The following is a 23,097-nucleotide window of genomic DNA, read 5'->3' on the forward strand; positions in this document are numbered from 1 at the left end:
GATTCAATTTGTTAAAGAACAGTGCGATTTGCATCGCAACGGGAGTGGCATTCTACGCTTCCCGCCTGGTGAGTCAAGCCTTATTTTTCAAGGCTTTTTCTCACATCGACCGGCTCGCTGCTGTGGCGGCGTTGCCCTGTCGACGGAGGCGCATTATAGGGAGTTCAGTTCTGCTGGCAAGGGGAAATTTGCAAAAAAATGGCGTTTTATGAAAAACGCCATCCGAATGCGCTTTATTTCAACAAACTGTCGCTTTTCGCCTCACCGGCGGGCCATAAACTCGCGACAGAAGCCTCGAACCCGTTCCCAATCGGTGAATTCGATGTCACGGCTGGTATCCGTGCTCCCTCCGGTCAGCTTCATGATGAGCTGGATGATCAGTGTCTGCCACCAGTTATAGCGCGAGTAGAGCAGGGCACCAGCGAAGACGCCAAGCAGTTTGGGTTTCCAGGGCGACTGGCGCAGGAACTTCTTCATATAGGCGTTGGTGGCCGGCGTCGCCTTCTCAGGCTTACGGGCCGTGAGATTGACACAGAAGAAGGCGGCATTGGCTACTTCGAGCTGCTCCTGATGCGCATAGATGAAACCCATCAGGCTGGGGTGGAAATGACCGTAGCGAATAGAGGCGCCGATCAATACCTTGGCGTACTTGCTCAAATTGCACTTTGGCATGGCATGGAGATCCATCATCACCACTTCGTGGCCAGCCATCTCCTCGGCCATGACATCGACGATCTTCTTGGTTTGACCGTCACGGGAAGAGTAAAGCACCAAAACCTTGTCCATCAGCTACCTCAACAACGCCAGAATGCTGGAGTAAACAGTACCAGAAGCGTAAAAATTTCCAATCGGCCGAACAACATGGCCAGGATCATGATCCATTTTGCTGCCGCCGTGCTCTCGCCAAAGTGAAGCGCCACCTCCCCCAGACCTGGGCCAAGATTATTGAGCGTGGCGGCCACCGCCGAGAAGGCAGTGAGTTCGCTCATACCGGTGGCGATCAGTCCCAACATGCAGAGCACAAAGATAGTGGCATAGGCAGCGAAGAACCCCCAAACGGCTTCAATCACACGCTCCGAGATGGCTTTTTTACCCAGCTTAAGCCGATAGACTGCTCTGGGGTGCACCAACCGCTTGAGCTCTCTCATCCCCTGCATGTGCAACAGCATGATGCGCATGACCTTGATGCCTCCCCCTGTGCTACCGGCACAACCGCCGATAAAGGAGGAGAACATCAACAACACCGGCAGGAACAGGGGCCAGTCGGCATAGCTGGTGGTGCTGAAGCCTGCGGTGGTCGAAATAGAGACCGACTGGAACAGGGCCTGATCCAGCGCTTGCGTCGCCGATGCGTAGACCTTGTGATCGAGCAGGATCAAGAAACAGATGAGGGTCAGCACCACCTGCACCCCGAGAAAGGTCTTCACCTCGGGATCTCGCCAATAGACTCCCAAGCGCGTGGGGCCATGGACAAAGGCGGCGAAATGCAGGCTGAAATTGACGCCGGCGATCAGCAGAAATACCACAGTAATGAGATTGATCGCCGGACTGTTGAAATAGCCCATGCTGGCATCATGAGTAGAGAAGCCACCGATAGCCACGGTCGAGAAGGAGTGACAGATGGCATCAAACATATCCATGCCGGCAGCCCAAAATGCCAGGGCACAGAGAATGGTGATCAAGAGATAGATATACCAGAGCGCCTTGGCCGTCTCGGCGATGCGTGGTGTCACCTTGTTGTCTTTGACTGGCCCCGGGATCTCGGCCCGGTAGAGCTGCATGCCACCGATACCGAGCAACGGCAGGATCGCCACTGCCAACACGATAATCCCCATCCCCCCCAACCACTGCAGCAACTGCCGGTAGAAGAGAAACGCCTTGGGCAGGGTATCGAGGCCGGTGAGCACGGTCGCGCCGGTCGTCGTCAACCCGGAAAAAGATTCGAAGAAGGCCTCAGAGACCGTCATGGCCGGTACGTCCCCCAGCAGGAAGGGCAAGGCCCCCATACTGCCCAGCACGGTCCAGAAGAGAACGACGATGAGAAAGCCCTCTTTGGCTCTCAAGTCCCGCTTCTGATAGCGGTTGGGGAACCAGAGCAAGAAACCAATGGCCAGAGAGATACAGAAAGAGAGGACAAACTCGATCCCTCCTCCGTCACGATAGAGATAGGCGACCAATGCCGGGATCAGCATGGTTGAGCTGAAGATACCGACCAATAGACCGACGATACGGATCAGGCTCCGAAACTGCATTCCGAAAAGACGCCTCCAGTGTGGTGATTGGCTAAAACGAGGTAGAGAGGAGGAGCCGTCCCTGGCTACGCTCGGTCAGAAGGGCGGTGACCTGGGCCAGGTGCTCGGCAGGCCAGGCAAGTTGCAGACTGACCCGGGCACCATAGTCAGCGACCTCGGTCACCCCGTCGAACTGCCCCTGCAGGTGTTCAATCAGCGCCATGTCCCCGTATTCACACTGAAGCCGGGTCGAGACCATGGCTCGCCGGATCGCCCGAGGCATCTGGCGCAAGGCGGCACCGACCCCACCGCCATACGCCTTGACCAGCCCACCCGTGCCGAGCAGCACCCCACCGTAGTAACGCACTACAACGGCACAGATCTCCCCTACTCCAGACCCCATCAGTTGAGCCAGCATGGGTTTGCCCGCGGTGCCCGAAGGCTCGCCATCGTCGCTGAAGCCATACACCTGGCTATCGTCCGGGGCTCCGGCCACATAGGCCCAGCAGTGGTGGCGTGCCGCCGGGTGGTCAGCACGCACCTTCGCAATCCAGGCCCGCGCCGCCTCCACATCCGGCGTGTGGCACAGCAGAGTGATGAAGCGACTCTTCTTGATCTCCTCGCTCCACGTCACCGCCTCGCCGGGAATGGGATAATCGGTCACAAACCGGCCTGACGGGTCAGGTTCTCTGTCCCGTGCTCGTGGAGCAGCACGTTGTCCTCGATCCGGATGCCGCCGCACGGGCGCAGGGCATCCACCCGCTCCCAGTTGATCGCACGACCATGCTCGCCACTCTGGAGCGGCGCCAACAAGGAGTCGATGAAGTAGAGTCCCGGCTCAATGGTAAACACCTGACGCGGCTCCATGATCCGGGTACAGCGCAGGAATGGGTGCGCCTCGGGGGCGGCCAGATGAGTGCCACGCTCATCTTGCATAAAGCCCCCTACATCATGCACCTGTAGCCCCAGATGGTGACCAAGCCCGTGAGGGAAGAAGGCCGCAGTGACACCGCTCTCTACCGCCCCCTCGACCGACATCTCCACCAGTTCGAACTCCTTGAGCAGGCGGGCGATGCGCCTGTGCATCTGTAGGTGCAGCTCGGTATAGCGCAGACCGGCACGCATCTCGCCGATGACCTCCTGCTGTTGCACCTCGAGAGCGGCGACCAGATCGGCAAACAGGCCGCGCCGCCAGGCCCAGGTGCGGGTGATGTCCGAGGCATAACCGTGGAAGTCCACTCCGGCATCGATGAGGAAGGAATGGCGATCCACGTCGGCGATGCGCTGGTGCGAGAGATGAGTGTAGTGCAGCACTGCCGCGTTCTCGTTGATGGCGACGATGTTGCCGTAGGGTGCATCAGAGGCTCCCTGCCCGACCGCCTTCATGTAGGCCAGATTGATCTCGAACTCGCTGGCGCCGGCCAGGAAAGCATCACGCGCCGCCAGGTGACCGCGAACCCCGATGCGGTTGGCTTCGCGCAGGCACTCCTGCTCGTAGTCGGTCTTGTAGGCGCGATGGTAGTGCAGGTAGTTGAGCACAGCTTCCGGATTGGGCTGGCTGAAGCCAAGCAGCTCGGCCACCTCCAGGTGCCCACCGATATAGGCCCAGTTAGCCCGCTGGGCTGGCAAGTGATCGGCCACCTGTTCGGGGCGGGTCAGGAAGCGAATATCAAACTGCTCGACCCAGAAGGCACTCGGCAGATCCGGCACCTTGTGCCAGAAATCGACCGGCCGGTAGAAGAGCAGCACCGGCTTGCTGTGGCCATCGACCAGCAGCCAGCAGTGAGGGTTGTCCAGCACCGGTAGCCACGCCTTGAAGTGAGGATTCACCTTGAAGGGGTAATCCTGGTCATCGAGGAAAACTCGCAGACTCTGACCGGAGTGAATGGCCAACCCCTCCAGTCCCTGTTGGGCCAGGATGTCGCGGGTGCGCCGCTGTAGGGTCTCGATATGTTGCACATAGAGTTGGCTGTAGCTGCTCATGGATCGGGCTCCGGCTGGTTCAATCACACCAGCATAACATCTTGATGGCACAGGCTCGACCCGCCACGCCCCCGGTTCGTGATGTCACGCAAAGGTGACGCTCGGCGCACACCAGACAAACCACATTCATTAACAAATGCAAAACAAACCGATAAACTGCTGCCAGACCGTCGAGAAAGGGATCTCTCATGAACAGTGCCTGCCTGTGGCAACCAAGCCCGGAGCGCATCCGCCACTCCAACATGTATCAGTTCATGGAACAGGTTAACCGCTTCCATGGACTCCAACTGCAAACCTATCCCCAGTTGTGGCAATGGTCGGTGGAGAAGACCACCCGTTTCTGGCCTCTGGTGTGGCAGCACTGCGGCGTGGTTGGTCGGCTCGGTGACGTGGTGGCAGAGAACCGCCAGGAGATGGCCCGCACCCGCTGGTTCCCCGACAGCCGGCTCAACTTCGCCGAAAACCTGCTGCGACGCGATGACAGCAGCCTCGCCATCATCAGCCGGCTCGAGGATGGTTCGCGCCGCACCCTCAGCTGGCACCAGCTGCACCAGGCGGTAGCCCACCTCGCCCACTGGCTACGCGGCGAAGGGGTACAACCCGGCGACGTGGTGGCCGGTTACCTCCCCAACATACCCGAGGCTATCATCGCCATGCTGGCCAGCGCCAGCCTCGGCGCGGTGTGGACCTCCACCAGTCCGGACTTTGGCGAGGCGAGCGTGATCGAGCGTTTCGGCCAGACTCGCCCCGTGGTGTTGATCGCCAGCGACGGTTACCGCTACGGCGGCAAGGCTATCGACATCCGCGGCAAGGTGGCCGAGGTGGTGCGTGCCATCGACAGCGTGCGCCGGGTGGTGATGGTGCCCCTGCTCGGGCTCGATGACTCGCCGGGCGACTGGGTCGACTGGACGGCCCTGCAGGCGGGCGAGGCGCCCCCCCTGCAATTCATCGAGCGCGCCTTCAACGATCCCCTCTACGTGCTCTACTCCTCCGGCACCACCGGCAAGCCCAAGTGCATCGTGCACGGCATCGGCGGCACCCTGCTACAGCATCTGAAAGAACACCAGCTCCACTGCGACATCAAGCCGGGAGAGCGGATCTTCTACTTCACCACCTGCGGCTGGATGATGTGGAACTGGCTGGCCAGCGCGCTCGCCTCCGGCGCCACCCTGGTGCTGTTTGACGGCTCCCCCTTCTACCCGGACGGCGAGGTGCTGTGGGATCTTGCCCGGGATGAGGAGGTCGCCCTGTTCGGCACCTCGGCCAAGTACCTCGATACCCTGCACAAGCAGGGCTATGCCCCGATCAAGACCCACGCCCTGCCGCAGCTGCGCCTTGTTTGCAGCACCGGCTCCGTGCTCTCCCCCGAGGGGTTCGACTACGTCTATCAGCAGATCAAACAGGACGTGCAACTCGCCTCCATTTCGGGGGGCACCGACATCTGCTCCTGCTTCGTGCTCGGCAACCCCATGAGCCCGGTCTATCGGGGCGAGAGCCAGGGGCGCGGCCTCGGCCTCGCAGTGCAGGTGTTCAACGACGAGGGCAAGCCGGTGCAGGGTGAAAAGGGCGAGCTGGTCTGCACCAAGCCCTTCCCGGCCCAACCCATCGGCTTCTGGGGAGATGAGAACGGCGAGAAGTATCATGCCGCCTACTTCGAGCGCTTCGACAACATCTGGTGTCACGGCGACTGGATCGAGCTGACCGAGCACGACGGCATCCTCTTCTATGGCCGCTCCGACGCCACCCTCAACCCGGGTGGCGTGCGCATCGGCACCAGCGAGATCTACCGCTACGTGGAGCAACTCGACGAGGTGGAGGAGAGCATCGTCATCGGCCAGCAGTGGCAGCAGGACGAGCGGGTGGTGCTGTTCGTGCGCCTGCGCGATGGCCTGACTCTGGACGATACCCTGCGCGAGCGGATCCGCCAGCAGGTGCGGCGCCACTGCACCCCGCGTCACGTGCCGGCCCGCATCGTTCAGGTAAGCGCCATCCCGCGCACCAAGTCGGGCAAGATCGTCGAGCTGGCGGTGCGCGAGGTGGTGCACCACAGGCCGGTGAAGAACACCCACGCCCTCGCCAACCCCGAGGTGCTCGACGAATACCGGGACCGCCAGGAGCTGGCCAGTTGATCTCGCTCACAACTTTACGAAGGCGCCTCAAGGCGCCTTTTTCATGGGAGGCGCGCCATTAGAGCCTTTGCACCAAGCTGTGTTAAACGAATGTTTAAAATAGGTGTTGAAAATGTCGCTTGATGGATCAATATTGAGCTGCGTCCCCTCAGGGGGAGAACAAGGAGCCATCCCCGCAACCTGCCGGGAACAAGGAGACCCTCATGATCTACCAAGGCGAAACCCTGTCGGTCCGCTACCTGGAAGACGGCATTGCCGAACTCAGGTTCGACGCACCAGGTTCAGTCAATAAGCTCGATCGCGCCACCCTGCTCTCCCTGAGCGAAGCGATCACCGCATTACAGCAACAAGCCGACTTGCGTGGCCTGATCCTCACCTCCGGTAAAGACGCCTTCATCGTCGGCGCCGACATCACCGAATTCCTCGAGCTGTTCGCCCTGCCGGACGCCGAACTGCTCGGCTGGCTGAAGAAGGCCAACGACATCTTCAACGCCATCGAAGATCTGCCGGTCCCGACCCTGTCAGCCATCAAGGGCCACGCCCTGGGCGGCGGCTGCGAGACCATCCTCTCCACCGACTTCCGCCTGGCCGACACCACGGCCAAGATCGGCCTGCCCGAAACCAAGCTCGGCATCATGCCTGGCTTTGGCGGCACTGTGCGCCTGCCGCGCGTGATCGGCGCCGACAACGCGCTGGAGTGGATCACCACCGGCAAGGACTACCGTGCCGATGACGCCCTCAAGGTGGGCGCCGTGGACGCCGTGGTCGCCCCCGCCGCCCTGACCGTCGCGGCGGTGCAGATGATCAAAGACGCCGCCGCCGGCAAGCTCGACTGGCAGGGCCGCCGCGCCGCCAAGAAGGCGCCGCTGCGCCTCTCCAAACTGGAAGCCATGATGAGCTTCAGCACCGCCGCCGGCATGGTTGCCGCCGTCGCGGGCAAGCACTATCCGGCGCCGATGGCCGCCGTGAAGACGGTAGAGACCGCCGCCGGCATGGGTCGTGACGAGGCGCTGGCCGCCGAGGCCGCCACCTTCATCAAGCTGGCCAAGACCGACGTCGCCAAGGCCCTGGTCGGCATCTTCCTGAACGACCAACACATCAAGGCCCTGGCCAAGCAGTCCGCCAAGCAGGCGAGCAAGGCCACCAGCCACGCCGCCGTGCTTGGTGCCGGCATCATGGGGGGCGGTATCGCCTACCAGTCTGCCAGCAAGGGCATACCGGCGGTGATGAAGGACATCAACGAGAAGGCGCTGGCGCTGGGCATGGGCGAAGCCACCAAGCTGCTCAACGGCCAGCTCGAGAAGGGCCGCATCGACGGCATCAAGATGGGCCAGGTGCTCTCCGCCATTACCCCCACCCTCAGCTATGACAGCGTCAAGGGCGTGGATCTGGTGGTCGAGGCCGTGGTCGAGAATCCCAAGGTGAAGGCCGCCGTGCTGGGTGAAGTGGAAGCCGTTCTCGGTGACGACGCCGTGCTCGCCAGCAACACCTCCACCATCCCCATCTCCCTGCTGGCCAAGGGGCTCAAGCGTCCCGAGAATTTCTGCGGCATGCACTTCTTCAACCCGGTGCACCGCATGCCCCTGGTGGAGATCATCCGTGGCGAGCAGACGTCGGACGAAACCATCGACCGTGTGGTGGCTTATGCTGCCGCCATGGGCAAGTCCCCTGTGGTGGTCAACGACTGCCCGGGCTTCTTCGTCAACCGGGTGCTGTTCCCCTACTTCTTCGGCTTCAACAAGCTGGTCGCCGACGGCGCCGACTTCGCCGCCGTCGACAAGGTGATGGAAAAAGAGTTCGGCTGGCCCATGGGCCCGGCCTACCTGCTGGACGTGGTCGGCATCGACACCGGTCACCATGCCGGAGACGTGATGGCCCAGGGCTTCCCGACCCGCATGACCAAGGATGGCCGTACCGCCATCGACGTCATGTACGAGGCGAACCGCTTCGGTCAGAAGAACGGCAAGGGCTTCTACGCCTATGAGGCCGACAAAAAGGGCAAGCCGAAGAAGGTGGCCGACGCCGCGGCCTACGAGCTGCTGACCCCGATCGCCAAGCCGCAGCAGGCCTTCGACAAGGAGACCATCATAGCCCGCATGATGATCCCCATGATCAACGAGGTAGTGCTCTGCCTCGAAGAGGGGATCATCGCGACTCCGGCCGAGGCGGACATCGCCCTGGTCTACGGTCTGGGCTTCCCTCCCTTCCGTGGTGGCGTGTTCCGCTATCTGGACACCATTGGCCTGGATCGCTATGTGGCCATGGCCGACCAGTTCGCGGATCTGGGCCCCCTCTATCGCGTCAGCAACCAGCTGCGCGAGATGGCGGCCCAGGGCAAGACCTTCTACTGATTGCGGAAAGGAGACCCATTCATGAAAGACGTAGTCATTGTCGACTGTATCCGGACCCCCATGGGGCGGTCCAAGGGCGGGGCTTTTCGCAACGTGCGCGCCGAGGATCTCTCCGCGCACCTGATGAGCTCACTGCTCAAGCGTAACGGCGCCCTCGACCCGAACGAGATCGAGGACATCTACTGGGGCTGCGTACAGCAGACCCTGGAGCAGGGCTTCAACATCGCCCGTAACGCCGCCCTGCTGGCCGGCATCCCGAAGCAGGTCGGCGCGGTCACCGTCAACCGCCTGTGCGGATCCTCCATGCAGGCGCTGCACGACGCCTCTCGCGCCATCCAGGTGGGTGACGGCGACATCTTCATCATCGGCGGCGTCGAGCACATGGGTCACGTGCCCATGAGTCACGGGGTCGACTTCCATCCGGGCATGGCCAAGTCGGTGGCGAAAGCCTCCGGCATGATGGGGCTGACCGCCGAGCTGCTCGGCAAGCTGCACGGCATCAGCCGCGCCCAGCAAGACGCCTTCGCCGCCCGCTCCCACCAGCGCGCTCACGCCGCCACGGTGGAAGGGCGCTTTGCCAAGGAGATCGTCGGACTGGAGGGGCACGACGCCAACGGCGCCCGCTTCTTCTACGACTATGACGAGGTGATCCGCCCCGAGACCACCATCGAGACCCTGGGTCAGCTGCGTCCGGTGTTCGACCCGGCCAACGGCACCGTCACCGCCGGCACCTCCTCGGCCCTGTCTGATGGCGCCGCCGCCATGCTGGTGATGAGCCTGGATCGCGCCCGCGCCCTCGGCCTCACCCCCCGTGCCCGCATCCGCGCCATGGCGGTGGCCGGCTGTGACGCCGCCATCATGGGTTACGGCCCGGTGCCGGCGACCCAGAAGGCCCTCAAGCGTGCCGGTTTGAGCGTCGACGACATCGATCTGTTCGAACTCAACGAGGCGTTCGCCGCCCAATCCCTGCCCTGCGTCAAGGATCTCGGCCTGCTGGATCAGGTCGACGAGAAGGTGAACCTTAACGGCGGCGCCATCGCCCTGGGTCACCCGCTCGGCTGCTCCGGCGCCCGTATCTCCACCACCCTGATCAATCTGATGGAGGAGAAGGACGCCACCCTGGGGGTCGCCACCATGTGCATCGGCCTCGGCCAAGGCATCGCCACCGTATTTGAGCGCATCTGAGTCATGCGCGGGGCAACACGGTGCCCCGATGCAGTGGTAACACGCGGATCCATGCGCCTTATTGGCCGATTCATCGAATCGGCCTTTTTTCTTTCCGCAACCATGGCTATATGCACAAGGAGTGCCCAGCCACTCACAATGGTGGGCAGGTCTGCTTGCTTTTTGTGCCCCCGACGGGTTCAATCTGCACAAAAAAATGGATGCACACGCCTATGTCACTGAGCAAACAGCTGCTGATCGTCGACGACGATCAGGAAATTCGTGAGCTGCTCAACGAATACCTGACCCGCGCCGGGTTCGAGGTGCTCACCGCCGCCGAAGGGAACGAGATGCGCCGCCAGCTGGCCCAGCACAGCCCGGATCTCATCATCCTCGACATCATGATGCCGGGGGATGACGGCTTCACCCTGTGCCAACAGATCCGTCGCGACTCTCAGGTTCCCATCATCATGCTGACCGCCGCCTCCGACGAGACCGACCGGGTGATCGGCCTCGAGCTCGGTGCCGACGACTACATCGCCAAGCCGTTCAGCCCGCGCGAGTTGCAGGCCCGCATCAAGGCGCTGCTGCGTCGGGCCGAGTTCCGTCAGCCCGAGGTCAAGGAGAAGGAGCTGCCGCGCCGGCTGCGCTTCGCCGAGTGGACGCTGGACACCTTGAGCCACCAGCTCACCCACGAAGACGGCAGCAAACTCGATCTGTCGGGCAGCGACTTCATGCTGCTGGCCATGTTCCTGCAGCAGCCTGGGTCCGTGCTGGATCGGGATACCATCTCGGACGCCACTCGTGGTCGCGAGAGCCTGCCCATGGAGCGCGGCATCGACGTGCAGATCAGCCGGCTGCGCCAGAAGCTGGGTGACAACGGCAAGAGCCCGCGCATCATCAAGACCATTCGTGGCAGCGGCTACATGCTGATCGCCGAGGTGTTCGAGGACGCATGAACGCCAAACGGTGGTGGTCTCCTCTGGTGCCGCGCTCCCTGCTGTCGCGCATGCTGCTGCTCCTGCTGCTGGCGATCCTGCTCTCCCAGACCATCCTCACCGGGATCTGGATGCAACAGATCCAGAAGCGGGAGCTGGAGGGAATGCTCAGCACCACCCGCAACCTGGCCATGTCGGCGGCCTCCACCGTCAGCTTCTTCAAGTCGCTTCCCCTGCAATACCGGCATATCGCGCTGGATCAGCTGCGCAATATGGGGGGCAGTCGCTTCTTCGTGTCGCTCAACGAGGAGGAGATCAGAGTCAACTCCATCCCCGACAGCGAGCGCAAGGCGGTGGTGCTGGGCGAGGTGCGAACCATCCTGGGCAACAAGCTCTCCGACACCATGGCGATCAAGGTGGACTTCTCGCGTCCCGAGGAGCTGCACGTCTTCAACAACGACACCCTGCTGGCGGATCTGCCCTCTTCCTGGGCCCGCTACACCCTGTCGCTCGAACCCATCAATCCGCCGGTGCTGGTGATCCAGATCGAGATAAAGCGCGGCGAATGGCTCTACCTGGCGGCCCTGCTGCCGGCCCCCTACATGACCCTGGACGACACCGTCATGCCGGCCAACCAGGTGCGCTTCATCGCCCTGATGACGGTGTTCCTCTGCTTCTTCACCTTCATGCTGGTGCGCTGGCAGACCCGTCCCCTGCGCCGCCTCGCCAAGGCCGCCGCCAATCTTGGAAAGGACATAGACCAGCCCTCTCTCAAGGAAGAGGGCGCCTCGGAAATCGTGGCGGCTACCCGTGCCTTCAACATCATGCAGCATCGCATCCGGCGCTATATCGATGATAGAGAGCGGCTGTTCAGCTCCATCTCCCACGATCTCAAGACCCCGATCACCCGGCTGCGACTGCGGGTCGAGCTGCTCGATGACGAGGTTCAGATCGCCAAGTTCAGCAAGGATCTCGACGAGCTGGAGCTGATGGTGAAGGGGGCGCTGCAGACGGTGAAAGACACCGATATCCACGAAAACATAGAGCAGATCGACATCAACGCCATGCTCGACCAGCTGGCCGAGAGCCTCAACCTGCGTGAGGAGCGGCTCACCATAGAGGGGCGCTGCAAGCATGGCTACCGGGGCAAGCCGCTGGCCCTCAAGCGCTGCATCGCCAACCTGGTCGACAACGGCATCAAGTACGGCAAGAAGGTGCGCATCATCCTCCTCGACGACGACGAGATGCTGATCCTCTTCATCATGGATGAGGGCCCCGGCCTGCCCGAAGAGCTGCTCGACCGCATCTTCGAGCCTTATTATCGTTTCGACACCGAGCAACCGGGCAACGGCCTGGGGCTCGGCATCGCCCGCAACATAGCCCACGCCCACGGCGGCGATCTGGTGCTGGAAAATCGACCGACCGGCGGCCTGCAGGCCACCCTCTCCCTGCCACGGCAATGACCATGAGAACGACGCTGTATCCCCTGCTCTGCACCCTGCTCGCCACTTCGGCCGCCCACGCCTCCCAGGTGGAGGTTCAACACTGGTGGACCTCGGGGGGGGAGGCGCGCGCCGTCGAGGTGCTCAAGTCCATGTGGAAGGCCGAGGGTAACCAGTGGCAGGACTTCGCCATTCAGGGCGGGGGCGGCAAGAGCGCCATGACGGTGCTGAAAAGCCGGGCCCTGGCGGCCAACCCGCCCCAGGCGGCCCACCTCAAGGGGATCGAGCTGCGCGAGTGGGCCGGACTCGGCTTCCTGCGTCCGCTCGACCCCATGGCAGAGCACTTCGATTGGTATCGGGCCATGCCGCCCCTGGTGCGCCAGACCCTGAGCCCGGACGGCGAGTTGGTGGCGGTGCCGACCGGCATCCACAGGGTGAACTGGCTCTGGATCAACCGCCGCCTGCTCACCGAAACCGGCCTGCAGCCCCCGACCGACTGGCCCAGCTTCATCACGCTGGCCGGACGGCTGAAGGCCAAGGGGATCACCCCGCTCGCCATCGGCAACGAGCCCTGGCAGCTTGCGGTCTTGTTCGAGTCGGTGGCTCTCGGTGAAGGGGGGGCCGAGTTCTACCGCAGGGCCTTCCTCGCACTCGACCCCGCCACCCTGACCGGCCCCGACATGATCCGGGTGCTGGAGCGCTTCCAGCAGCTGCGCCCCTTCGTGCCGCAGGAGTTCGTCGGTCTGAAGTGGAACCAGGCCACCACCCTGCTCGAGACCGGCGGCGCCGCCATGCAGGTGATGGGGGACTGGGTGAAGGGAGAGCTGAGTGCCGGCAACTATCGCCCCGGCGAAGATATCCTCTGCCTGCCGGCCCCGGGCAGCCAGGGGCTCTTCAGCTACAACATCGACTCCATCGCCATGTTCAAGGTGCGTGAGCCGGCCCAACTCCAGGCCCAGAGTGAGTTGGCCGAGCTCATCATGCGTCCCGACTTCCAGGCCCGCTTCAACCAGGCCAAGGGCTCGATCCCTGCGCTGGAGAAGGTCCCCATGAAGGGATTCGACCGCTGCGCCATTCGCTCCCAAGCGGATTTCGAGCAGGCGCAACAGGGAGGCGCCCTGCTCCCCAGCATCGCCGAGGGGATGGCCCTGCCGACCCCGCTGCAACAGGCACTGATGGACGTGCTGGCCGCCTTCTTCAACGATCCCGCCGGCGATGCCAAGGCCACCGCAGAACGCATCGGTCGCGTCATCCGTTCGGCCAAGGGTTAATAAGCGCCTCTTCCCTATGGTCACCAGCCGGGTATGCTGTCAACAGACCGACCCGAGATGGTGGCCCCATGCATCGCATCCTGTTTGTTGAAGACGACCCCGATATCGGCCAGCTGGTCACTGGCTGGCTATCTCGCCACGAGATGGAAGTGATCCTCGAGCCGCGTGGGGATCGGGCCCTGGCCAGGGTGGAGGAGGTGCGGCCCGATCTGGTGCTGCTCGACATCATGTTACCGGGCCAGGACGGCCTCTCTCTATGCCGGGATCTGCGCCCGCGCTTTGCCGGCCCGATCGTCATGCTCACCTCGCTCGACAGCGACATGAACCAGATCCTCAGCCTGGAGCTGGGGGCCAACGACTACATCCTCAAGACCACGCCCCCCTCCGTGCTGCTGGCCCGGCTGCGGGTCCAGTTCCGTCAGCAGGGGCAGGCACCACAGCCGGTCGCGCCGAACACCTCACCCCAGCGCCTGCGGTTCGGCCGGTTGCAGATCGACGGCCCGGGGCGAGACGTGCGCCTCGATGGCGACAGTATCCCGCTCTCCACCGCCGATTTTGACCTGTTGTGGGAACTGGCCTGCCACGCCGGCCAGATCCTGGGGCGCGACGCCCTGTTTCGCAATCTGCGCGGCCGCGACTACGACGGCCAGGATCGCAGCATGGATGTGGCCATCTCGCGCCTGCGACGCAAGCTGGGCGATGACACCAATAACCCGACCCGCATCAAGACGGTGCGCCAGAAGGGCTACCTGTTGGTCCCCCACGCCTGGGAATAACCGGAGCCTGCGGCTCGCCAACCACGGGAGAAGTCGTCCATGCGTCGTCTGTTCATCCAGTTCTATCTGCTGCTGATCGGCTGTTTCACCCTGGCCATCCTGCTGGTCGGCATGGTCTACCAGGTCAGCGCCGAACGGGCGGGGGATCGCTATCTGGAGCGGATGATGCAAGGCTCCCTCGGCCTGCTCACCGGCGAGCTGGCCCGTCTGCCGCCACAGCACTGGAGCACCCGCCTGGCAGAGCAGAGCCGCCAGCTCACCCTGCCGTTGCAGATAGGGGCCCTCACCAACCAGCCCCTGGCCAGTGAGGACCAGGCCTTTCTCGAGGCGGGCAACATCGTCATCGTCAAAGAGGATGACACCTTCCTGCAGCGCATCCCCGGCACCGATCAGGTGCTGATCGTCGGCCCCGTCCCCTATCTCTCTTATCTGCATGAGCTGCACTGGGTCGACGTCGGCCTGTTGCTGGCCATCGGCCTCTCCCTCGGCCTGCCGATCCTGCTCTGGCTACGCCCTCACTGGCACGGTCTGCTGGCTCTGGAGCAGACTGCCCGGCGCCTCGGCCGCGGGGATCTCACCGCCCGCAGCCGACTTCCCGCCGGCAGCAGCCTGGCGCGCATGGGTCAGACCCTGGACCAGATGGCCGCCCAGCTGGAGACGCTCATCAACGGCAAGAAACAACTCACCGACGCCATCGCCCATGAGCTGCGCACCCCCCTGGTGCGATTGCAGTATCGCCTCGCCATGCTCGAGCCGCCGCCCCCCGAGACCGAGCGGCTGGCCCTGGCGCGAGACCTGGCCGCCCTCGACACCCTGATCGACGAGATGCTCACCTACGCCCGCCTCGATCGCCCCGAGATGCCATTGCAGCCGGTCGATATCGAACTCTGCGCCTGGGCCAGGCTTCACCTGCTCGACTGGCAGGCCCTCAGCCCGGACAAGTCGCTGACCCTGCACTGCCCGGACTCTCCCCTCCCCTGGTGCGGGGATGAGCGGCTGCTGACCCGGGCGGTGGAGAACCTGGTGCGCAACGCCCTGCGCCATGCCCACCAGGCGGTGCATCTGACCCTGAGCCTGGGCCCGGAGGCCTGTCTGGTGGAGGTACAAGACGACGGGGCCGGCATCCCGATGGAGCACGCCAGCCGCATCTTCGAGCCCTTCGTGCGCCTCGACGAGAGTCGCGATCGCCGCACCGGTGGTGCCGGGCTGGGGCTGGCCATAGTGCGCAGCATAGCCCGCCGCCACGGTGGCGACGTCCAGCTACTGCCTGGCATCGGCGGCGCCCACTTCTGCCTGACGCTGCCTGTACATATGGATACAAACCGTCACCAGCCGCTCACTGAACCGTTGGCGAAGCAGCCCTAGGATGAAGTCATGGAGCAAGCCTCCATGTCATCAACCCGCACGAGGAACTGGAAAATGAAAAAGCTGATCCCCCTGAGCCTGGCTGCTCTCTTCGCCCTGACCTCCGGCTTCACCATGGCGGCCACACCGGCCAAGGCTGCCGCCCCCCAAGCGACCCAGACCAAGGTCGTGAAAAAGCATCACAAGGCGGCCCACGCCAAGACGCCTGCCGTCAAGGTAGCCCCCAAGACCAAGTAATCTATCGACCAAGCTCCCGTAATGAGAAGGGGCCCCGACATGGGGCCCCTTCTGTTTTCAGGGTATCTGAACCCTGGCTCATGCCAGCATGTAGTCGGCCGGCAGCTCGATACGCGCCACGCCGGATTCCACCGCAGCCAGGGCCACGGCGCGGGCGACGCGCGGCAGCAGGCGGGCGTCCATCGGCTTGGGGATCACGTAGTCGCGACCAAACGACAGGGCGTCCACCCCGGCGGCACGCAGCACCTCGGCCGGCACCGGCTCCTTGGCCAGGGCGCGGATCGCCTCGACCGCGGCCACCTTCATGGCGTCGTTGATGCGGCTGGCGCGAGCGTCCAGGGCACCGCGGAAGATGAAGGGGAAGCAGAGCACGTTGTTGATCTGGTTCGGGTAATCCGAACGGCCGGTGCCCATGATGAGATCGTCACGCACCGACTTGGCCAGCTCGGGTCTGATCTCCGGATCCGGGTTGGAGCAGGCGAAGATGACCGGGTTCGGCGCCATCAGGGCGACCGCCTCGACCGGCAGCACGTCCGGGCCGGAGACGCCGACGAACACGTCCGCTCCCTTGATCACCTCTTCCAGGGTACGCATGTCGGTGTTGTTGGCGAACAGAGCCTTGTACTCGTTCAGATCGTCGCGGCGGGTGTGGATCACCCCCTTACGGTCGAGCATGTAGATCTTCTCGCGCATGGCGCCGCACTTGATCAGCAGCTCCATACAGGCGACGGCGGCGGCGCCGGCCCCCATGCAGACGATGCGGCTCTCTTCGATGCGCTTGCCCTGGATCTCGAGGGCGTTGAGCAGACCGGCGGCGGTGACGATGGCGGTGCCGTGCTGATCATCGTGGAACACAGGCACGTTGCAGCGCTCGATCAGGGCCTGCTCGATGGCGAAGCACTCGGGCGCCTTGATGTCTTCCAGATTGATGCCACCGAAGGTGTCGGCGATGGCCGCCACCGTGTTGATGAACTCTTCATTGGTGCGGTGCTTGACCTCGATGTCGATGGCATCGATGCCGGCAAAGCGCTTGAACAGCAGGGCCTTGCCCTCCATCACCGGCTTGGAGGCGAGCGGTCCCAGGTTGCCCAGCCCCAGGATGGCGGTGCCGTTGGAGATGACCGCCACCAGGTTGCCCTTGGCGGTGTACTTGTAGGCATCATCCGGGTTGGCGGCGATTTCGCGCACCGGCTCGGCCACGCCCGGGCTGTAGGCCAGCGCCAGATCGCGGGCAGTCTCCGCCGGCTTGGTGAGTTCGATGGCAATCTTCCCGGGTACGGGAAGGGCGTGGTAGTCGAGTGCCTGTTGGCGCAGATCGGACATGGGGAACCCCGATACGGTATTGGATTTTCACGTAATAGTTGTGTTTTGCCCCGCCGGCAAGCCGGCGAGGGGTAGGATCATAAAGAAAAGGGTTCCCCATGCCCAGCAGATAATATGGCCAAAAAGCCTGGGCGGACCAGCACCGCCGCAGCTTATCCTGCGATCAACTACCAACTTGGAGGTATCAATCAGTCCAGCACCGGAATGCCACTCTGGGTCTCGGCCAGCTTGGCGATCGCCTCGGTCATCCCCTGGAAGATGAAGAGGTGGAACGGCAGCATGGCGATCCAATAGCCTAGCCCCCAGGCCCCCTGCGGGTGCCAGTGGGCGGTGACGGTGAGCCGGGTCAGGCCGGATCGCTCGGGAACGATGACAAATTCCAACCGCCCCACCCCGGGGGCCTTCATGTTGAACAGCAGATCGAGCCGTCGCCCCTCCTCCACCCCCAGGATCTCCCAGGAGTCGAGCCTGTCCCCCTTGGTGAAGCGGGTCGGGTCGCTGCGCCCGTACTGGCGCGCCGGACCGCCTATCAGGTGATCCATCCACTCGCGCACGCTCCACAGGCCGTTCATGTAGAAGTAGCGTCGCTCGCCACCGAGCCCCTGCAGCGCCTGCCACAGTGCCTCCGGCGGGGCGAGGGAGAGGGCGGTGCCACTCGCGGTGCGGTCATAGAAGCCGTACTCGGGATGGCGCCAGCGCAGGCCGAGGGGGGTTTCTTCTCCGTGTTGCTCGGCACCGAGGCGCTGCTCGAGGCCGAGCGCCTCGCCGAGGGCCTCGTCAAAATCGAGCAGGCGCTGGGGCAAGAGGGCACGCAGCGGTCCATCGTCGGCCGGGATGTCGTGCTTGAGCCCACCCACCAGCGCCTTGGCCACCGGCTGGGGCACAGAGGTGGCAAACTGCAGCCACCAGGCCGACAGACGCGGGGTGAGCCAAGGGATAGGCAGGATCGGGCAGCGCTTGCCGATGTGGGCCGCGAAACGCTCGAGCTGCTGCTGATAGCTGAGCAGCGCGGGACCGGCCGCGTTGAGGATGGTCCCGTCGACCCCCTCGGCCTCGATCAGGCCGGCCAGGTAGTAGAGCAGGTTGGAGAGGGCGATGGGCGGGGTGCGCGAGCGTACCCACTTGGGGGTCACCATCAGGGGCAGGTTGAACACCAGATCGCGCATCACCTCGAAGGCGGCCGAACCCGGACCTATGATGATGCCGGCGCGCAGCTCCACGGTCGGCACGCCGGCGGCCCGAAACAGCTCGCCGCACAGGCGCCGCGAGTTGAGGTGGCGGCTCTCGCAGCGTTCCGGCTGGATGGCGCCGAGGTAGACGATGCGGCGCACCCCGGCGGCGCGGGCAGCGGCGGCGAAGTTCTTCACCCCCTGCTGCTCGAGGCGATGAAAACCGGGGCCAGCGCCCATGGCATGCACCAGATAGAAGACGGTATCGACCCCTGCCAGGGCCGGGCCCAGGGTGGCCGGGTCCAGGCTGTCGGCGTGCCGGAAGGCGACCCCGGGTGGCAGACGGCAGGGGCGGCGCGCGGCCGCGATGACGGTATGGCCCTGCGCGAGCAGGTGGGGTACCAGGTAGGAGCCGACATAGCCGGCGGCCCCCATGACCAGACAGGTCCGCATCAGATTCTCCTCGGGTGCGATTGCACCCCACCTTAGGAGAAAGCCGGGCACAAAAAAAGCGCCCGATGGGCGCTTTTTTTCGACTCAGTGTGGCTTATTTCTTACCAGCCAGGGCACCGAAACGCTTGTTGAACTTGTCTACGCGGCCGCCGCTGGACACTTCCTTCTGCTTACCGGTGTAGAAGGGGTGGCACTCGGAGCATACGTCCAGGTTCAGATCCTTGGCGATGGTGGAGCGAGTCTTGATGATGTTACCGCAAGAGCACTTGGCGGTGATTTCAACGTATTCCGGATGGATACCAGCTTTCATGGACAACCTCTAAGATATAAGCCGTGTCGCCATCCGAGCCTTGGGTCGGACACCACACGATTATTGAACACAGTTTCAAAGGCAGCGAATAATATAGGAAACGCCTGAGCTCAGGCAAGTGGCCCCGCGGAAAAAATAGGCAATCTTTGGTGAATTCCTCCAACAAGCTGGATCTGGTTCGTGTCGCCGTGCCGGTGCCCCTGCGCCGTCCCTTCGACTATCTCTGTCCTCGTCCCCTTCCGACTCCCGGCTGCCGGGTCGAGATCCCCTTCGGCCACCAGACCCTGGTGGCACTCGTGGTCGACCACCCGACCGAGAGCGCCCTGCCTAGGGAGAAGCTCAAACCGGTCAAACAGGTGCTCGATGCCACCCCCGTGCTCGGCCCCGATATCCTGGCCCTGATGCAGTGGAGCGCCAGCTACTACCAGTACCCCCTCGGTGAGGTGCTGGCGGTGGCCCTGCCGGTGCTGGTGCGCAAGGGGGAGCCGGCCGCCTATCGGGAGCTGGAGTTCTGGTTCGCCACCGAGGCCGGGCAAGCCTGCGATATCAACGAGCTCAAGCGCGCACCCAAGCAGCAACAGGCATTGGCCCTGCTGCGTCAGGGGCCGCAAACCCCCTCGGCCCTGCGCCAGGAGGAGGTGCAATCCGCCGCCGTCACGGCGCTGGAGAAGAAGGGGCTGGTCGAGAGGCGCAGCCTGGAACCCAGCCATCCGACCGACTGGGCCGAGCGCCTCAGCTGTGACGGCGCCCTGCATCTGAGCACAGAGCAGGCACTGGCGGTCTCGGCGGTCACCAGCCAGCGGGATCGCTTCAACGCCTTCCTGCTCGAGGGGATCACCGGCTCGGGCAAGACCGAGGTGTACCTGAGCATCCTCGAGCCCCTGCTACGGGAAGGGAAACAGGCGCTGGTCATGGTGCCGGAAATCGGCCTCACCCCCCAGACCATCAACCGCTTCAAGCGCCGTTTCAACGTGCCTGTGGTGGCCATGCACTCGGGGATGAACGACCGGGAGCGGCTCGACGCCTGGCTCGCCTGCCGTGACGGGGGCGCCGCCATCCTCATCGGCACCCGCTCCACCGTCTTCACCCCCTTCAAGCGTCTCGGCATCATCATCATCGACGAGGAGCACGACGCCTCGTTCAAGCAGCAGGAGGGGTTCCGCTACCACGCCCGGGATCTCGCCGTGATGCGCGCCCACCGGGCCGGTATCCCGATCCTGCTCGGCTCGGCCACTCCGTCGCTAGAGAGTCTGCATAACGCCCGCGGCGGCAAGTATCACCACCTGCGCCTGACCCGGCGCGCCGGCAACGCCACCAAGGCGCGCCAGGTGATTCTGGACATCAAGAATGTGCGACTGCAGGCCGGGCTTTCGCCCCAGCTGGAGCGGCTGATGGCCGAGCACCTGGCCGCCGGCAACCAGGTGATGCTGTTTCTCAACCGGCGCGGCTATGCGCCGGCCCTGATCTGCCACCAGTGCGGCTGGAGCGCCGCCTGCGAGCGGTGCGACGCCTGGTACACCTGGCACCAGGCCGGGCGACGGCTGCACTGCCACCACTGCGACAGCGTGCGGCCCCTGCCCCATTCCTGCCCCGAGTGCGGCAGCCATGAGCTGATCGGCTCCGGAGTCGGTACCGAGCAGCTCGAACAGCTGCTGACGACCCTGTTTCCCCACTATCCAGTGGTACGCATCGACCGCGACAGCACGGCCCGCAAGGGGGAGCTGGAGAGCCACCTGGAGGGGATCAGGAGCGGTCACTACAAGATCCTCATCGGCACCCAGATGCTGGCCAAGGGGCACCACTTCCCCGACGTCACCCTGGTCGGTCTCATCGACGTGGACGGCGCCCTCTTCTCGGCGGATTTTCGCGCCGCCGAGCGCCTCGCCCAGCTCTACACCCAGGTGGCCGGTCGCGCCGGGCGGGCCAGCAAGCCGGGGCTGGTGGTGCTGCAGAGCCACCATCCGGAGCATGCCCTGCTGCAGGACCTGACCCAGAACGGTTACGACCACTTCGCCGACACCGCCCTCAAGGAGCGCCGTCTGCTGAGCCTGCCCCCCTTCAGCCACCAGGCCCTGTTCAAGGCCGAGGCCACCGGCCAGAGCGAGGTGCACGGCTTTCTGACCCGCCTCGCCGAGACCTTGCGCCTGGCACGCCTGCCGGGGCTGCAGGTGATCGGCCCTCTGAGCGCCACCATGGAGCGTAAGGCCGGCAAGTACCGCATGCACCTGATGGTGCAGGCGCCGGTCCGCGCCGCCCTGGCCCAGCTGCTGGAGTGGGTCATCACCGAGCTGGAAGCCTGGCCCGAGACCAAACGGGTGCGCTGGGTGGTGGACGTGGACCCCATCGAGTTGGGCTAGCCACTGCGTCATACTGGCCGGCATCGAGTATCAGGTGAAGTACGCCGCCAGCTACAGCAGTAGCGAGCTACTGATGGCCAAGGAGATTTGCGATCGGATCAACAACACGGGCGAGTAACCCCCCAAAGAGAGAGGGCCCTGTGGGGCCCTCTGACTCTTGGTTTAGTGGTCTGCCGAGCCGGACTCGCCGCTGGGCTCTTCATGGCGCTCACGCTCCAGTTCGTCGATACGAGCCTGCCAGCGCTCCTGGGCCTGTTTCTGATGCTGCAACTCCTGCTCATGGCGCAGGGTGTCGATCTCGTGGTCAAGTTTGTCCATCACACTCTCCTTCCCTGAATGGGTGTCAGACTGGCCGACGGGATAGCCCCTCACCAGTTTAGACAGTCGGGTCGGGAGAGAGGGTCCATCAAAAAAACGATTGAACAATAAACGTTCAATCCAAGATGGCGATTAGCGTCATGATGGCCCTGGGATGAAAGCAGATTGCCGCCGCTCCGGTCTTCTCTGCTGGGCCACACCCAGATCATTTACAGCTGCTGGCCCACAGCCCGCTCCAGGAGGTCATCCATGTCCCATCCCGACTGGCACCAGATATTGCGCTGGGCCAACCAGGGCAATCCCCTGCCCCCCGCCAGGGTTGAGCGCAGCGAGCCGGAGTGGCGCGCTCGTCTCACCCTGGAGCAATACCGGGTCACCCGCGAAAAGGGTACCGAGCGACCCCACAGCTCGGCCATGTGCAGCCTGTTTGAGCCTGGATGCTACCACTGCGTCTGCTGCGATACCCCGCTGTTCGACGCCGGCTGCAAGTTTGAGAGCCACTCCGGCTGGCCCAGCTTCACCCAACCCCTGCAGGAGGGGGTGGTGGCCTACCATCAGGATCACACTCACGGCATGCACCGCATCGAGGTAAGCTGTCAGGTGTGCGACGCCCATTTGGGCCACGTCTTCCCCGACGGCCCGCCCCCGTCCGGACTGCGCTACTGCATCAATGCCGTGGCCCTGAAGCGACACGACTGACCCACAGGAGGAACATTTATGCATCGGCACGAGACCGCCATCCTGGCCGGAGGCTGCTTCTGGGGCATGCAGGAGCTGCTGCGCCACCACCCCGGGGTCATCTCGACCCGGGTTGGCTACAGCGGTGGTGAGGTGGCTCATGCCACCTACCGCCACCACGGGGACCACGCCGAGGCGATCGAAGTCATCTTCGATCCGGACCGACTGAGCTACCGGGATCTGCTCGCCTTCTTCTTTCAGATCCACGACCCGACCACCCGGGACCGTCAGGGTAACGATCGTGGCCGCTCCTATCGCTCGGCCATCTTCACCCTGAGTGACGAGCAAGAACGCGAGGCCCGTGACACCATCGCCGACGTGGAGGCAAGTGGCCTCTGGCCGGGCCCTGTGGTGACCGACGTACAACCCGCCGGCCCCTTCTGGGTGGCAGAGCCGGAGCACCAGGACTACCTGCAACACTACCCGGCAGGCTATACCTGTCACTGGGTCAGACCAGGCTGGGTACTGCCGCGTTGCAACCGATAACCCAGGCCCGTCGACTGGCCTCTTACCCGGTCGATGGGCTAACTTCCTCTGACGGA

21 protein-coding genes are annotated in these 23,097 nt (G+C 63.9%); 13 read left to right on the forward strand and 8 right to left on the reverse strand.

From position 1 onward, the window contains the following. Positions 1-212, forward strand: a 212-nt coding sequence (locus BN1121_RS20200) for a hypothetical protein (protein ID WP_231553023.1), incomplete at its 5' end; no start/stop codon positions are given. 49 nt (positions 213-261) lie between these two features. Here BN1121_RS20200 and hemG read toward each other — a convergent pair. Genes hemG through pepQ form a run of 4 tightly spaced genes read right to left on the reverse strand, consistent with a single transcriptional unit; the run spans position 262 to position 4,214 of the window. Then, positions 262-786, reverse strand: coding sequence for a menaquinone-dependent protoporphyrinogen IX dehydrogenase (hemG, locus tag BN1121_RS08560; RefSeq protein ID WP_005349502.1), 525 nt, complete (start codon positions 784-786; stop codon positions 262-264). A gap of 8 nt (positions 787-794) precedes the next feature. Continuing rightward, positions 795-2,252, reverse strand: coding sequence for a TrkH family potassium uptake protein (locus BN1121_RS08565; protein WP_005349501.1), 1,458 nt, complete (start codon positions 2,250-2,252; stop codon positions 795-797). A gap of 31 nt (positions 2,253-2,283) precedes the next feature. Continuing rightward, a complete protein-coding gene (locus BN1121_RS08570) occupies positions 2,284-2,895 on the reverse strand; it encodes a YigZ family protein (RefSeq protein ID WP_005349500.1) in 612 nt (203 codons plus the stop codon). Beyond that, the gene (gene pepQ, locus BN1121_RS08575; protein WP_005349497.1) at positions 2,892-4,214 is read right to left on the reverse strand and encodes a Xaa-Pro dipeptidase; all 1,323 of its coding nucleotides are present in this window, start codon (positions 4,212-4,214) and stop codon (positions 2,892-2,894) included. The genes BN1121_RS08570 and pepQ overlap by 4 nt, the downstream gene beginning before the upstream one ends. A gap of 188 nt (positions 4,215-4,402) precedes the next feature. Here pepQ and BN1121_RS08580 point away from each other — a divergent pair, with 188 nt between their 5' ends. The 9 genes from BN1121_RS08580 (at position 4,403) to BN1121_RS08620 (ending at position 15,887) form a co-directional block, all read left to right on the forward strand. Next, the gene (locus tag BN1121_RS08580; RefSeq protein WP_005349496.1) at positions 4,403-6,343 is read left to right on the forward strand and encodes an acetoacetate--CoA ligase; all 1,941 of its coding nucleotides are present in this window, start codon (positions 4,403-4,405) and stop codon (positions 6,341-6,343) included. A gap of 203 nt (positions 6,344-6,546) precedes the next feature. Further along, positions 6,547-8,694, forward strand: coding sequence for a fatty acid oxidation complex subunit alpha FadB (gene fadB / locus BN1121_RS08585; RefSeq protein WP_005349493.1), 2,148 nt, complete (start codon positions 6,547-6,549; stop codon positions 8,692-8,694). A gap of 21 nt (positions 8,695-8,715) precedes the next feature. Then, a complete protein-coding gene (gene fadA, locus BN1121_RS08590) occupies positions 8,716-9,879 on the forward strand; it encodes an acetyl-CoA C-acyltransferase FadA (protein WP_005349491.1) in 1,164 nt (387 codons plus the stop codon). Positions 9,880-10,091: 212 nt separating this feature from the next. Next, positions 10,092-10,817, forward strand: coding sequence for a response regulator (locus BN1121_RS08595; RefSeq protein WP_005349489.1), 726 nt, complete (start codon positions 10,092-10,094; stop codon positions 10,815-10,817). Then, entirely contained in the window at positions 10,814-12,259 is a 1,446-nt protein-coding gene (locus tag BN1121_RS08600; protein ID WP_005349487.1) for an ATP-binding protein, read from the forward strand. The genes BN1121_RS08595 and BN1121_RS08600 overlap by 4 nt, the downstream gene beginning before the upstream one ends. Before the next feature lie 2 nt (positions 12,260-12,261). Further along, positions 12,262-13,509: an ABC transporter substrate-binding protein gene (locus BN1121_RS08605; protein WP_005349484.1), complete on the forward strand. Its 1,248-nt coding sequence runs from the start codon at positions 12,262-12,264 to the stop codon at positions 13,507-13,509. A 68-nt stretch (positions 13,510-13,577) separates the two neighbouring features. After that, positions 13,578-14,285, forward strand: a complete 708-nt coding sequence (rstA, locus tag BN1121_RS08610) for a two-component system response regulator RstA (protein ID WP_005349482.1) — start codon at positions 13,578-13,580, stop codon at positions 14,283-14,285. 39 nt (positions 14,286-14,324) lie between these two features. Further along, positions 14,325-15,650, forward strand: a complete 1,326-nt coding sequence (rstB, locus tag BN1121_RS08615) for a two-component system sensor histidine kinase RstB (protein ID WP_005349479.1) — start codon at positions 14,325-14,327, stop codon at positions 15,648-15,650. Between the two features lie 54 nt (positions 15,651-15,704). Further along, the gene (locus BN1121_RS08620; RefSeq protein WP_005349474.1) at positions 15,705-15,887 is read left to right on the forward strand and encodes a hypothetical protein; all 183 of its coding nucleotides are present in this window, start codon (positions 15,705-15,707) and stop codon (positions 15,885-15,887) included. A gap of 78 nt (positions 15,888-15,965) precedes the next feature. On the opposite strand, the gene BN1121_RS08625 is transcribed toward BN1121_RS08620, so the two are convergent. The 3 genes from BN1121_RS08625 to rpmE all read right to left on the reverse strand — a co-directional run bounded on the left by BN1121_RS08625 (position 15,966) and on the right by rpmE (position 19,142). Beyond that, the gene (locus BN1121_RS08625) at positions 15,966-17,210 is read right to left on the reverse strand and encodes a malic enzyme-like NAD(P)-binding protein (protein ID WP_005349473.1); all 1,245 of its coding nucleotides are present in this window, start codon (positions 17,208-17,210) and stop codon (positions 15,966-15,968) included. Between the two features lie 188 nt (positions 17,211-17,398). After that, on the reverse strand, positions 17,399-18,832 hold the full coding sequence (locus BN1121_RS08630; protein WP_005349472.1) for a DUF2867 domain-containing protein: 1,434 nt from the start codon (positions 18,830-18,832) through the stop codon (positions 17,399-17,401). 94 nt (positions 18,833-18,926) lie between these two features. Further along, on the reverse strand, positions 18,927-19,142 hold the full coding sequence (gene rpmE / locus BN1121_RS08635; protein WP_005349471.1) for a 50S ribosomal protein L31: 216 nt from the start codon (positions 19,140-19,142) through the stop codon (positions 18,927-18,929). A 149-nt stretch (positions 19,143-19,291) separates the two neighbouring features. On the opposite strand from rpmE, the gene priA reads away from it, so the two are divergent. After that, entirely contained in the window at positions 19,292-21,499 is a 2,208-nt protein-coding gene (gene priA, locus BN1121_RS08640; protein WP_081606401.1) for a primosomal protein N', read from the forward strand. Between the two features lie 162 nt (positions 21,500-21,661). Here priA and BN1121_RS20030 read toward each other — a convergent pair whose 3' ends face one another. Further along, positions 21,662-21,817, reverse strand: a complete 156-nt coding sequence (locus tag BN1121_RS20030; protein ID WP_197065753.1) for a hypothetical protein — start codon at positions 21,815-21,817, stop codon at positions 21,662-21,664. Positions 21,818-22,066: 249 nt separating this feature from the next. On the opposite strand from BN1121_RS20030, the gene msrB reads away from it, so the two are divergent. Next, positions 22,067-22,516: a peptide-methionine (R)-S-oxide reductase MsrB gene (gene msrB / locus BN1121_RS08645; RefSeq protein ID WP_005349465.1), complete on the forward strand. Its 450-nt coding sequence runs from the start codon at positions 22,067-22,069 to the stop codon at positions 22,514-22,516. An 18-nt stretch (positions 22,517-22,534) separates the two neighbouring features. After that, complete coding sequence (gene msrA / locus BN1121_RS08650; protein ID WP_005349462.1) at positions 22,535-23,041, forward strand: peptide-methionine (S)-S-oxide reductase MsrA; 507 nt, start codon at positions 22,535-22,537, stop codon at positions 23,039-23,041. The last annotated feature ends 56 nt before the right edge of the window (positions 23,042-23,097 follow it).

This window comes from Aeromonas diversa CDC 2478-85 (assembly GCF_000819805.1).
Taxonomy (GTDB): domain Bacteria; phylum Pseudomonadota; class Gammaproteobacteria; order Enterobacterales; family Aeromonadaceae; genus Aeromonas; species Aeromonas diversa.

Bases quoted from the DNA above. Each gene is read 5' to 3' on its own strand.
- BN1121_RS08630 (WP_005349472.1), bottom strand. From the start codon at position 18,832: ATGCGGACCTGTCTGGTCATGGGGGCCGCCGGCTATGTCGGCTCCTAC.
- BN1121_RS08625 (WP_005349473.1), bottom strand. From the start codon at position 17,210: ATGTCCGATCTGCGCCAACAGGCACTCGACTACCACGCCCTTCCCGTA.
- msrA (WP_005349462.1), top strand. From the start codon at position 22,535: ATGCATCGGCACGAGACCGCCATCCTGGCCGGAGGCTGCTTCTGGGGC.
- BN1121_RS08565 (WP_005349501.1), bottom strand. From the start codon at position 2,252: ATGCAGTTTCGGAGCCTGATCCGTATCGTCGGTCTATTGGTCGGTATC.
- rstB (WP_005349479.1), top strand. From the start codon at position 14,325: ATGCGTCGTCTGTTCATCCAGTTCTATCTGCTGCTGATCGGCTGTTTC.
- BN1121_RS08605 (WP_005349484.1), top strand. From the start codon at position 12,262: ATGAGAACGACGCTGTATCCCCTGCTCTGCACCCTGCTCGCCACTTCG.
- fadB (WP_005349493.1), top strand. From the start codon at position 6,547: ATGATCTACCAAGGCGAAACCCTGTCGGTCCGCTACCTGGAAGACGGC.
- BN1121_RS08595 (WP_005349489.1), top strand. From the start codon at position 10,092: ATGTCACTGAGCAAACAGCTGCTGATCGTCGACGACGATCAGGAAATT.
- fadA (WP_005349491.1), top strand. From the start codon at position 8,716: ATGAAAGACGTAGTCATTGTCGACTGTATCCGGACCCCCATGGGGCGG.
- msrB (WP_005349465.1), top strand. From the start codon at position 22,067: ATGTCCCATCCCGACTGGCACCAGATATTGCGCTGGGCCAACCAGGGC.
- BN1121_RS08600 (WP_005349487.1), top strand. From the start codon at position 10,814: ATGAACGCCAAACGGTGGTGGTCTCCTCTGGTGCCGCGCTCCCTGCTG.
- rstA (WP_005349482.1), top strand. From the start codon at position 13,578: ATGCATCGCATCCTGTTTGTTGAAGACGACCCCGATATCGGCCAGCTG.
- pepQ (WP_005349497.1), bottom strand. From the start codon at position 4,214: ATGAGCAGCTACAGCCAACTCTATGTGCAACATATCGAGACCCTACAG.
- rpmE (WP_005349471.1), bottom strand. From the start codon at position 19,142: ATGAAAGCTGGTATCCATCCGGAATACGTTGAAATCACCGCCAAGTGC.
- BN1121_RS20030 (WP_197065753.1), bottom strand. From the start codon at position 21,817: ATGGACAAACTTGACCACGAGATCGACACCCTGCGCCATGAGCAGGAG.
- BN1121_RS08620 (WP_005349474.1), top strand. From the start codon at position 15,705: ATGAAAAAGCTGATCCCCCTGAGCCTGGCTGCTCTCTTCGCCCTGACC.
- BN1121_RS08580 (WP_005349496.1), top strand. From the start codon at position 4,403: ATGAACAGTGCCTGCCTGTGGCAACCAAGCCCGGAGCGCATCCGCCAC.
- hemG (WP_005349502.1), bottom strand. From the start codon at position 786: ATGGACAAGGTTTTGGTGCTTTACTCTTCCCGTGACGGTCAAACCAAG.